Source organism: Alteromonas sp. KS69 (assembly GCF_003989595.1).
Taxonomy (GTDB): Bacteria; Pseudomonadota; Gammaproteobacteria; order Enterobacterales; family Alteromonadaceae; genus Alteromonas; species Alteromonas naphthalenivorans.
The window spans coordinates 415572-427275 of record NZ_PYHU01000005.1 but is presented as its reverse complement, the minus strand read 5'-3'; the positions used below and the strand labels follow the sequence as shown (position 1 = coordinate 427275).

The 11704-nt window shown below is 44.1% G+C and carries 8 protein-coding genes; 5 read left to right on the top strand and 3 right to left on the bottom strand.

Annotated elements, in window-relative coordinates:
* The first annotated feature begins 250 nt into the window (after positions 1–250).
* Entirely contained in the window at positions 251–2218 is a 1968-nt protein-coding gene (locus C7Y69_RS05235; protein WP_013785171.1) for a cation:proton antiporter, read from the top strand.
* 93 nt (positions 2219–2311) lie between these two features.
* Here the strand turns inward: C7Y69_RS05235 and C7Y69_RS05230 are convergent, their stop codons facing one another.
* Positions 2312–2545: a hypothetical protein gene (locus C7Y69_RS05230; protein ID WP_013785170.1), complete on the bottom strand. Its 234-nt coding sequence runs from the start codon at positions 2543–2545 to the stop codon at positions 2312–2314.
* Positions 2546–2935: 390 nt separating this feature from the next.
* Here C7Y69_RS05230 and tadA point away from each other — a divergent pair, with 390 nt between their 5' ends.
* Complete coding sequence (tadA, locus tag C7Y69_RS05225) at positions 2936–3478, top strand: tRNA adenosine(34) deaminase TadA (protein ID WP_126872023.1); 543 nt, start codon at positions 2936–2938, stop codon at positions 3476–3478.
* 300 nt (positions 3479–3778) lie between these two features.
* Here the strand turns inward: tadA and mltF are convergent, their stop codons facing one another.
* On the bottom strand, positions 3779–5146 hold the full coding sequence (gene mltF, locus C7Y69_RS05220; protein ID WP_013785168.1) for a membrane-bound lytic murein transglycosylase MltF: 1368 nt from the start codon (positions 5144–5146) through the stop codon (positions 3779–3781).
* 176 nt (positions 5147–5322) lie between these two features.
* Here mltF and purL point away from each other — a divergent pair, with 176 nt between their 5' ends.
* Together purL and C7Y69_RS21505 are read left to right on the top strand one after the other, a co-directional pair.
* Positions 5323–9222 (top strand): phosphoribosylformylglycinamidine synthase, encoded by a 3900-nt coding sequence (gene purL, locus C7Y69_RS05215; RefSeq protein ID WP_126872022.1) that lies wholly within the window; start codon positions 5323–5325, stop codon positions 9220–9222.
* A 235-nt stretch (positions 9223–9457) separates the two neighbouring features.
* Positions 9458–9598 carry a hypothetical protein gene (locus C7Y69_RS21505; RefSeq protein ID WP_013785166.1) on the top strand — a complete coding sequence of 47 codons (141 nt, stop codon included), beginning with the start codon at positions 9458–9460 and terminating at the stop codon, positions 9596–9598.
* Positions 9599–9689: 91 nt separating this feature from the next.
* Here C7Y69_RS21505 and smrA read toward each other — a convergent pair whose 3' ends face one another.
* A complete protein-coding gene (smrA, locus tag C7Y69_RS05210; protein ID WP_126872021.1) occupies positions 9690–10280 on the bottom strand; it encodes a DNA endonuclease SmrA in 591 nt (196 codons plus the stop codon).
* Positions 10281–10587: 307 nt separating this feature from the next.
* Here smrA and C7Y69_RS05205 point away from each other — a divergent pair, with 307 nt between their 5' ends.
* On the top strand, positions 10588–11664 hold the full coding sequence (locus tag C7Y69_RS05205) for a transporter substrate-binding domain-containing protein (protein WP_185864140.1): 1077 nt from the start codon (positions 10588–10590) through the stop codon (positions 11662–11664).
* The last annotated feature ends 40 nt before the right edge of the window (positions 11665–11704 follow it).

Sequence of the window (11704 nt, the reverse complement as noted above, 5' to 3'; positions counted from 1 at the left end):
TTAGCAATACGGAAAAATATACATAAGTGGAAAGTGTCAAAATTTGCCGCTTATGCTAATTTGTTAGTAGGTATTAGCAAGCTTAATGCCAATTCCTGCAATATTGCTTTGCGATATAGGCTATTAAAAATGTAGGGTCGCTAGGGCTGCTGTAATACTTTGATGTTCAGTCGTATTTTAATTTAGATGTGCGTAAGTTTTAACCAGCGCGGAACATTAAAGCCTCAAATTAACGGTAGGGAGATGTGAAGTGAGTGCCGGTTTTTTGAACGTGATCGCGTTAATGTTTATTGCCGTTTGTAGTGTGGCTATTTTTAAGCGCATCCATTTACCGCCAATTTTAGCGTATTTATTTGCAGGTATATTAGCGGGCCCACAGCTCTTTGCGCTTTTCGCTCACCCTCAAGAAATGCATTTGCTGGCTGAAACCGGCATCGTTTTTTTGCTCTTCTCACTAGGGCTGGAATTTTCCCTACCAAAGCTAGTGGCCATGCGCTCATTAGTATTTGGCGTTGGGGGTGGTCAAATGCTGCTGACCACCGCTGTATTTACCAGCATTCCTTATTTATTCGGGTTACCTATCAAAGCTTCCATTATTATTGGTGGAGCGCTGGCACTAAGCTCTACCGCTATAGTCATCAAACAAGCAACTGAAATGGGTATTCTCAATAACAGAAGAACCCAGCTGGCTGTTAGTATTCTGCTATTTCAAGACCTTGCCGTTGTTCCATTCCTTATTGCTATTCCCTTGCTTGCTCAAAGCGGCGAGGTGAGCATTGCGTTTGCCTTAGGTGAAGCCTTGTTAAAAGGTATATTTGTCATCGCGTTTTTAATGTCGGTAGGCAAGTGGGTGTTGCCTTGGGTCTTTAGAGAAATAGCCAAAACCCGCACCGATGAGCTCTTTGTTCTTACCACAATTTTAATCGCGCTATTGGCTGGCGGCCTAACCTATTACTTTGGGTTATCGATGGCGCTAGGGGCTTTCCTTGCGGGAATGATGCTAGGGGAGAGCCAATACAAATACCAACTTGAAGCCGATATTCGCCCCTTTCGCGATATTTTAATGGGATTGTTTTTCGTTACCGTTGGCATGCAGCTCGATATAAATGTGCTGTGGAGTAACTTCTTTACCATTGTTCTTGGCGTTGTTGGGCTGATGATTATCAAAATTCTTATGGTAAGAATGGCCGCTGCGTTTGTGAAAACTAATCCTCTGGATGCATGGTCGGCGGGTATTAAGTTATGTCAAATTGGCGAGTTTAGTTTCGTTATTGCTGCATTGGCGACCACTTATGGTGTGCTTACCACTGGGCAATCTTCTCTCATTGTGAGCATGGGGGTATTGAGCATGGCGCTAACGCCTTGGTTAATGAACAACAGTTTGGTATTTGCAAAGCGTATTGTGGCCAATAAGAGTGAAGACAATGCGCACAATACGTTAATAGTGGATAACGATTTAACCAACCATGTTGTGATTTGTGGCTTTGGCAGGGTGGGGCAATCGGTAGCTCGCATGCTGAAGATGGAAGGCATTGCATTTATAGCGATTGATATGGACCCAGTTCGTGTGCATGAAAGTAGGAACGCTGGTGAGCCAGTGCTGTTTGGCGATGCCAGTAAAAAAGACATTCTTAGTAGCGCCAATGTTGAAAAAGCAAAGCTTATCTTAGTCACCTTTGACCAACCTGATAAAGCAAAACAAGTTATTAGTGGCACCCATCAAATAGATAACACCGCAGATGTTATGGTGCGAACTAAGCGAGACTATCAGTTAGATGGTTTATATTCTGCGGGGGCAAATCAAGTCGTACCCGAGTTGCAAGAAGGTAGTTTGATGCTTATTTCTCAAGTACTGCATTACGCCGGTGTGCCCATGTCTCGAATCTTAAAGCGTGTTCGCGCGGAACGAAAAGGACGCTACGATCACTTGCATGGATTCTACCCAGGGGAAACGACTGAAATTAGCTACGGCACTGAGGATAAACTCGAATTCATACACGCTGTGGTGCTTTCAGAACATGCTGCATGCATGGGAAGCAAAATTAAAGATATCGACTTTGCCAAAATGCGGGTTCGTGTACGGGGATTAAGAAGAAATGGCACCGAGGTAAAAGATCCCGACCATGAAGCTGTGTTGCAACCCCATGATGTGCTGGTTATTGCCGGCAAACCTCGGCGCGTAGAACGCGCTGAGAGAAAACTACTGGAAGGCAGCTAGCCGACAACAGAATGCTTTAGACCGTTCTGATAAAAATTCGAAGTACGAACACGCTTTCAAAAAGGCACTTAGGAAAAGCGTTTTACAAAAAGCCTATGCAACTTTGTCTTTTTCCAAGTCGGCAAACTGTTTTTTCAGGTCGTATTTTTCATCGGTTACAATTTTTTCAAGCACAGAAACCCGTTCTTTGAGTGATGCGATTTCGGCTTCATAAGCTTTCGATGCCTTGTCAGATACTTTATTCGACTTTTTTGTTTTTACTGAGTCTGTGATGCTCACAATAGCCCAAGCGATAATAGCAACAATAGCAATGGCGGTCATATTCATGGAACTTTCCCTTCAGTTTGTTTTGAATTGTTCTGCACTCAGTGTAGGTGAAAAATTGTATTCTTTCCTACAAGCCAAGCTTACAAAGCGACTACGCTAAACCCACTTTTTTCGTTACTATAGCGCTTATAAATACGCTTTTTGGGAAAAAAGTGTAAATAAATACGTAACTGTACATTAAAGCTTTTGAGCTACTTCATATAGAATAAGCCGATGGACAAGTTTGTATTTACGTTATCACTCTGTAATTCGCAAGTATGTCTATAACAAAGATAGCAAGATGGCTGCCATTGTTATAAATTAACTATAAATCAATTGTTTATAGTAATTTCTATTAATTGGATTATGTTGGTGAAAATCTAATTCACAAAAAATTAGTTAAATTAACGAATGAATGACGAAATTAACAACTCTAAACGCATGGTAAAGCATACAAAGTGGATGCAGCACGCCCTTAGCCTAGCGGATAAAGCAGAAGCAATGGGAGAGGTGCCGGTAGGGGCTTGTGTTGTACACAATGGTGAATTAATTGGTGAAGGGTGGAATACGCCTATCACAGATAGCGATCCTTCCGCTCACGCAGAAATGAATGCGGTAAGAATGGCGGCAAAGCACTTACAAAACTACCGTACTACCGATGCCACGCTTTATGTCACTTTAGAGCCATGTTCAATGTGCGCAGGAATGTTGGTTCACGCCAGAATTAAGCGAGTGGTATATGGTGCCAGCGATGCTAAGACTGGGGCGGCAGGGTCAGTGATGAATATTTTGAACCATCCATCACTCAATCATCAGGTAGATGTCATATCAGGGGTGTTGGCCGACGACTGTGCTGATAAGATTTCAGCATTTTTTAAACGTCGTCGAGCGCAGATAAAACTAGATAAAAAAGCCAAACAAGCGGCGCTTAAGAATTGCGGGTCAACTGAGTAAACATCTCACTGGTGACAAACAGTTTGCGGCGTTGTAGTACTTTTTGATGCATTCTTTTTAGCATCACTCTACGTCTATTATTATTTTTCAATTTTATTCCTTTCCTAAATAATTTGTTTCTTTTCATTTTGCCCTCCTTGTTAATACAAATTGGGAAATTGAATAAGGCATGATTTCATTTCATCATTTCATCATTTCATCATTTCTGCACTTATGCCTTAGCTAGCCGAAAAGGCTAGGTACATTCGATATTACTTATCTTAGATGACATCATAATGACAAAATTCAATATGGCGCCAGCTAAATTCTTCCTTGTTCATCTAGCCAAAGAAGACTGTCGTAATATCGGCGAATATTGTCTACATACTGAAGCGCTTCATCGCCCCGAGCGTACCCATAACGTGTTGTTCTGTAGTACTTCTTTTGCCTTAGCTGTGGAAGCCGTTGTTTTACATCTACCCACAAATCTGGATTGCCGCCCTGACGCTCTGTAAGAATTCGGGCATCTTCTAAATGACCTAGGCCAAGGTTATACGCCGCCATTGCCATCCAAGTTCTATCCGGGTCGCCAATTCTTGCAGGAATTCGTCCTAATAAGCTGGCGAAGTAGCGAGAGCCACCGCGAATACTTTGTTCTGCGTCGGTACGATCTTCAACATCCCAGTCATTAGCCGTGTCCATGGTCAGCATCATTAAACCGCGAACGCCAGTACGAGAGATTGCATCAGGATCCCAGTGGCTTTCTTGATAACTCATTGCGGCTAATAGGCGCCAATCCAAATCACCTGCATATTGCTGAAACATACTTTTGTAATCTTTTAACAGCGACTCGGCGGATTGATTAAATGCACGGCTGTCTACGTAGTCAAATTGCCTAATGTGACCAAAATACTTTTCTTCTAATACGGTAAACCACCCTGATTGATGCACGGTACCAAAATATTCAATAATGGCGGCTTTAATAGAATCATCTAATTCAGGGTTTAGCGCCCATGCCATTGGCATTTCTTCTCGTACGGTTAGGCCTACGGCCAAATTAGGGTGTCGTCTTCGTTGCAGCGCAAGACGGTTACTATCTGCAAGGGTATAGGCAATTTCACCTGTAGCCACTTTTTGTAGCAGTTCCTCGGCATCAGAATCTTCTGTAGTGACTAACAGGGATTCACTAGCGCCGTTTAATACTGCAAGTAGCTGCGCTTGACTGCTTCCCGACACTGCTACAACAGGGTCGACAAGGCTATCAAGTTCTCGAGGTCGTGTGGTGCCCGCGCGGTATACCAAGTGTTGCGCAACAGTTTGATATGCAGGACCATAGGTGAAGCGCATCAGTAAGGCATCGGTAACCGCGTCACCTGTGGCCACAATATCTAGGTTGCCTTCAGCAAGTTGCTCTAGCATCGCGTCGTAACTGTAGAAAGGATATAAGTCGAGCGTTACCCCGACATAATCTGAAAAGCCGGCAAGTAATTCATATTCAAAACCTTGCGGACCTTCGGCGCCATTATAATAAGTCGCCGCGCCATAAAGCGTGCCTACCTTTATTGAACCGCGCTCAATTAATGACAACAGAGCGTTCGGAACGGTAGGAGAGCCACAACTTGAAGCGAAAAAGCATAATGCGATAAAAAAAGTTGTTTTTAATCGCTTTTTGTATTGTTGTAACGGCATAAACCTTTTCTTATTGTTGTAAATTGGGTTTTGAGAAAAAAAACTGCAACATAGCCTATGTTGAAGGTTACCAATAGAACATAAATCCTCTATAATCCGCGCCGAAATATTCATCAATTACAGAGGCAACGCGTCCCATTGATGGTCGTTGTTTCTGAACAACCAGGTAAAGCAATATGTTGGTCCTTCGAGGCGCTCCCGCACTATCAGAGTTTCACCAAACTAAACTGATTGCAAAGCTGGGTCAATCCGGCATTAAGGTGAAAAACCTATATAGCGAATATATTCACCTTATCGATTCAGAAGGTGAACTCTCGCAGCAGCAATTAGAAATACTTAAAAAGCTGCTTACCTACGGGCCTGCCCGACAAACCCAAACGCCAACTGGCAATCTCTTCGTGGTAACACCCCGACCAGGCACCATCTCTCCTTGGTCTACCAAAGCAACTGATATCGCAAACAATTGTAGTCTGAACACGATTAATCGTATAGAGCGAGGCTGTGCTTTTTATATAGAAGCAGCGCAACCGCTTAGCGATGCTGACTATAGTCTTCTTGCTACCCACTTGCATGATCGCATGACGGAAACTGTTTTTCCTAATACAGCAGCGGCAGAAGTATTGTTTGCACATACTAAGGCGAAAACCTTTACATCAGTAGCGATACTCGAAGATGGCAAGCAAGCGCTTGTGGATGCCAATATTCAACTTGGTTTAGCACTGGCTGATGATGAAATAGAGTATTTATTCGAAAGCTTTACGCGTTTGGCGCGCAATCCTACCGACGTAGAGCTTTACATGTTTGCGCAAGCGAACTCTGAACATTGCCGCCATAAGATTTTCAACGCCAGTTGGACCATCGACGGTCAAGAGCAAGAAAAATCCTTGTTCAAAATGATCAAGAACACATTTGAAGTGTTACCCGATCATGTTTATTCGGCCTATAAAGACAACGCTGCTGTTATGTCTGGATGGGAAGCAGGGCGTTTCTTCCCGAACCCACAAACTCATCAATATGAATACCATCATGAGAATATCGATATTCTGATGAAGGTAGAAACCCATAACCACCCAACCGCTATTTCACCTTTCCCAGGTGCGGCAACAGGCTCAGGTGGTGAAATTCGTGATGAAGGTGCTACCGGTCGTGGTTCTAAGCCAAAAGCAGGTTTGGGTGGTTTTAGTGTGTCTAACTTACGTATTCCAGGGTTAGAACAGCCGTGGGAAAAAGACTACGGTAAACCACAACGTATCGTGAGCGCGTTAGATATTATGCTAGATGGCCCACTAGGTGGCGCTGCATTTAATAATGAATTTGGTCGTCCGAATTTGCTTGGTTATTTCCGTACCTACGAGCAAGAAGTGAATAGCTTTAATGGCGTTGAAGTACGTGGTTACCACAAGCCTATTATGCTTGCTGGTGGCTTAGGTAATATTCGCCGTGAGCATATTGAAAAAGGCGAAATTACCGTAGGTGCCAAACTTATCGTACTTGGCGGCCCTGCAATGAACATTGGCCTTGGTGGGGGCGCAGCTTCTTCCATGGCATCAGGTCAGTCAAATGAAGATTTAGACTTTGCTTCGGTACAGCGTGAAAACCCAGAAATGGAGCGTCGTTGCCAAGAAGTTATTGATGCGTGCTGGCAGTTAGGTGATAACAATCCTATCCAGTTTATTCACGATGTGGGCGCGGGTGGTTTATCGAACGCGCTGCCTGAATTAGTTAACGATGGCGGACGTGGCGGTAAGTTTGAACTGCGTAATGTATTATCTGACGAACCAGGTATGACACCACTAGAATTATGGTGTAACGAATCACAAGAACGTTACGTGATGTCAGTAGCACCAGAAAACATGCCGGTGTTTGAGGCGATTTGCGCCCGTGAACGCGCACCTTACGTTGTAGTAGGGGAAGCCACTGCTGAACAAGAATTGAATGTAAACGACAGCCAATTCGATAACCAGCCTATAGACATGCCCCTTGATGTGTTACTTGGCAAACCGCCTAAAATGCATCGCGATGTGACAAGTAAACCATTAGAAACCACAAGCTTTAATGAAAGCGACATTACATTGGCCGATGCGGCATCACGTATATTGTCGCTACCTACTGTGGCGGAAAAAACTTTCCTTATTACTATTGGCGATCGCTCGGTAACAGGTTTGGTTAACCGAGATCAAATGGTTGGCCCTTGGCAAGTACCTGTAGCCGATGTGGCGGTTACCGCCACTGCTTTTGATACTTACCACGGTGAAGCCATGGCGATGGGTGAAAGAACCCCCGTTGCCTTGTTATCTCATGGTGCGTCAGCGCGTTTAGCCGTAGGTGAAGCGTTAACCAATATTGCCGCAGCGAACATTGGCGATTTAACCCGTATTAAGCTTTCAGCAAACTGGATGGCAGCGGCAGGTCACCCTGGTGAAGACGCTGGGTTGTATGAAGCGGTAAAGGCCGTGGGTGAAGAGCTTTGTCCTGAATTGGGATTAACCATTCCGGTAGGCAAAGACTCCATGTCGATGAAAACTGCATGGCAAGAGGAAGGCGAAGATAAAGCGGTAACATCACCGTTATCGTTAGTGATTTCTGCTTTCGGTGCAGTAAAAGATATTCGTAAAACGGTCACACCAGAGCTTCGCACCGATAAGGGTGACAGCCAACTATTACTCATCGATTTAGGTGAAGGCAAAAACCGCCTTGGCGCGAGTTGTCTTTCACAAGTGTACGAGCAATTAGGTGATGCTCCTGCAGATGTGGTTTGTGCGCAACGTTTGAAAGCCTTCTTCAATGCGGTACAAACGCTAATAGAGAAACAACTGGTAGTGGCTTACCACGACCGTTCTGATGGTGGACTATTCACCACGGTAGCTGAAATGGCCTTTGCCGGTAAAACCGGTGTAAGTGTTGCGCTAGACGGCATTTCAGGTTCAGAAGCGAGTTCAGACTTATCTGTGTTGTTTAACGAAGAGCTTGGTGGCGTACTTCAAGTGTTAGACAAAGACATAGAGGAGATTAATGCGGTACTCGCGTCTTTCGATTTAACGGATATTAGTCATTACATCGGTACGTTAAATACCACCGACACCATTGAATTTACCCGTGACAACGTGGCAGTGCTAAACGATAGCCGCGTAGCCATGCGTACCACGTGGGCCCAAACCACTTTGGCAATGCAAAAACTTCGCGATAACCCAGTATGTGCTGAACAAGAACATGCCGCTAAGCAAGATGCTGCCGATCCAGGTTTACATGCTGCGCTAACCTATAACGTAAATGAAGATATTGCTGCGCCATATATCGCGAAAGGTGTGCAGCCTAAAGTCGCCATCTTACGTGAACAAGGCGTAAACTCGCACCTTGAAATGGCTGCTGCATTTAATCGCGCTGGTTTTAACGCTGTTGATGTACACATGAGCGATATCTTAGCCGGTAAAGTCACTCTTGATGACTTCGCCGGTTTAGCTGCTTGTGGTGGTTTTTCTTACGGTGATGTACTTGGAGCCGGTGAAGGGTGGGCGAAATCAATCTTGTTCAACGAGCTTGCACGGGATCAATTCGCTGCCTTCTTCGACCGTAACAGTACCTTTAGTTTAGGGGTTTGTAACGGTTGCCAAATGCTGTCTAACTTGAAGTCACTTATTCCTGGTACTGAACATTGGCCGCACTTTGTTGCTAACCAATCGGCACGTTTCGAAGCCCGTGTAGCCATGGTAGAAGTGACTAAATCTGCCTCTGTGTTGTTGCAAGACATGGCCGGTTCACGCATGCCAATTGCTGTATCACACGGTGAAGGGCAAGCAGAGTTTGCAAGCGACAGCGCGCTTTCGTCTGTAGCATCGCAAGTGGCACTTCGTTATGTTGATAACTACGGCCAACCTACTATGCAATACCCAGCTAACCCGAATGGTTCGCCTGAAGGTATCACTGGGCTAACCTCTAGTGATGGACGAAGCACCATAATGATGCCGCACCCTGAGCGCGTGTTCAGAGCGGTGGCAAACTCATGGCGTCCAGACGATTGGCAAGAAGATGGTGCGTGGATGCGCATCTTTAGAAATGCCCGTCGTTTTGTAGGATAAAAACGCGCTTAAGCTTAGTAGAGGTAAGATGTTCTTATCTCTACTTTTTACTTAAATGAGCGTAAAGCGTGTCAATAGATTGGCAAAGTGTCAAAAAATTGTACTGAGGGCTTGTCTTCGATAAGTCACTGATCTATTGTAGTGCAATGCAGGGATTGCAGACAGGTTACAGGAGTTTGTTTTAAGGGTTGTACCAACAAAAAATATTGTTGGTGTTGATAACAAGAGACGACGAATGAATCGTTCATCAAAAGGGTTTGGCTTAACCGGAGTAGCCATAGCGGTTGTGCTGATGTTTGTTACTGCTGTTTTCAGCAGTTCAGCTAAATCTGCCGACGTTACTTCAACGCTAGTTGTGCAGTCTTCAGTTAAGTAGTCTGAAAGTGAAATTCTAACGCCAGTATCTGTTGTCAGATACTGGCGTTAATCACTCAGCTTTACCAATTCATTTTACCTATCTTGCGCTATTAGCCTTTTCTATTTTTCTCTCTGTTGATCAATTTCTGATCGGGATGTTTCTTCAACAATACATACGTAGCTGCAAACCCACCGTGCATAGGCTGCGCCGTGTGGTAGGCAATGACCTCTTCTAACTCAAGCAACCAGTGATTAACAAAGCTTTTCTTGTAAGCAGGAAAAGGTTTACTCTCTTCACCCTTGCCGTGCTTAATCAATAATGCCCTTACACCCCGTTTATGTGAGTCGGTTATCGCTTTGTATAGTGCATCTCTACTTTGCTCAATCGTCATGCCACTGAGAGAAAGGGTTTCTTCTAATGGGTATTTACCCATGCGTAATTTTTTGAACACACCGTCTTGAATACCCGGTTGTTGGAACAAAATGAAATCGTCAGGCTTTACCGGTGTTATCCCTTCTAAGCTTAGCGGGCTTTTCAGCTTTTCCCGTTCACTGCGTTGACGCGCAGCACGCCTCTTTTTTTCAGCTATCGCACTCTCTGTATCATGCAATAACGCTTTATTTGAAGGTTTAATGGGTTTTACATCCTGCATCTCATTAAAGAACGAATGTAAATCATCATTTTTTTTAAAATCAGTCATAGTTTTCTCCCACACTCAGCGAAGCGTTATTTTCATGAATGTATTCGCTACGCCAATACTACTTTTCAACGTTGACCTAAATAAGCACTGTTTTACTAAGAATCAATATGGGGCTGTTTGTTGAATATTCTACTCTCGTATACCATGGGTTTATTCTAAAAGTAGCATCATTTTAAAAGCCAAAATCGAAATAGTTTTTTTTAATTATTGACGACTGAATCTTATACGTAGCTAATTTGACGATGGCTTACTATTAGTGAAAGTGGCTTAAATGCAGTTTAAAAGTAAACAAATCACAAGGACAAGTATGAAAACAATGTGTCGAATAATCACTATCTTAGTGTTTAGCTTGAGTGTCATGCTGCCAAGTATGGCGCAAACCAATGATAATGAGCCAAAACAGGTTATTGCTACGAAGGTCGCGCCGCCGTTTGTCATTAAAAATGAAGACGGTTCTTTTGAAGGTATAAGTATTGCACTTTGGGAACAAATTGCAGAATTAACGTCTACCGATTATGTGTTGACCGAAGCTTCACTGGTTGAGCTGGTGGAGGGAGTAGAAAATGGTCGTTTTGATGCATCTGTTGCTGCGCTTACCGTCAATGCGCAACGAGAATCGGTTATTGATTTTACGCACCCCTTTTATACTACGGGATTAGCTATCGCCGTGCCTAGCGAAGGAAATCGGTGGATGTCAGCCGTTAAAGGTTTTTTCAGCTGGGAATTTTTAGTTGCACTATCAGCTTTGTGCGGGTTGCTACTGGCGGTAGGTGCGTTACTGTGGCTGTTTGAAAGAAAGCGCAACGCCGAGATGTTTGGCGGCTCGACGCAACAAGGCCTTGGTGCTAGCTTTTGGTGGGCGGCGGTGACCATGACCACAGTAGGGTATGGCGATAAGGCCCCTGTTACCTTTGGGGGGAGGGTAATCGGTTTCATTTGGATGTTTGCAGCCATCATTTTAATCAGTAGCTTTACCGCAGCCATTGCCACAAGCCTTACCGTAAGTCAGCTATCTTCAAGTGTTAAAGGGCTTGAGGACCTACCTAATGTGCGGGTGGGCACCTTGGCTAACTCTGCAAGTAGCGCATTTTTACAAAAAGAAAATATCGGATTTAAGCGGCTTGAAAGCGTTGAAGAAGGTTTGTCGCAATTGGCATCAGGCAAGCTAGATGCATTGGTTTACGATAAACCCATTTTACAGTACTTAACTAAAAACAGCTTTGGTGACAGTATTCTTATTTTACCTGAAGTCATTGAGCGTCAGGATTATGCTATTGCACTACCAGAAAACAGTGCGCAAAGAGAAAAGATTAATACTGCGTTACTTAGAGTGATAGAGACTGACGAGTGGCAAGAGATAGTAGACCACTATCTTGGGAAATAGCGTTAGGTAAGATTACATTCCGTGACTGCGGTTAAGATTG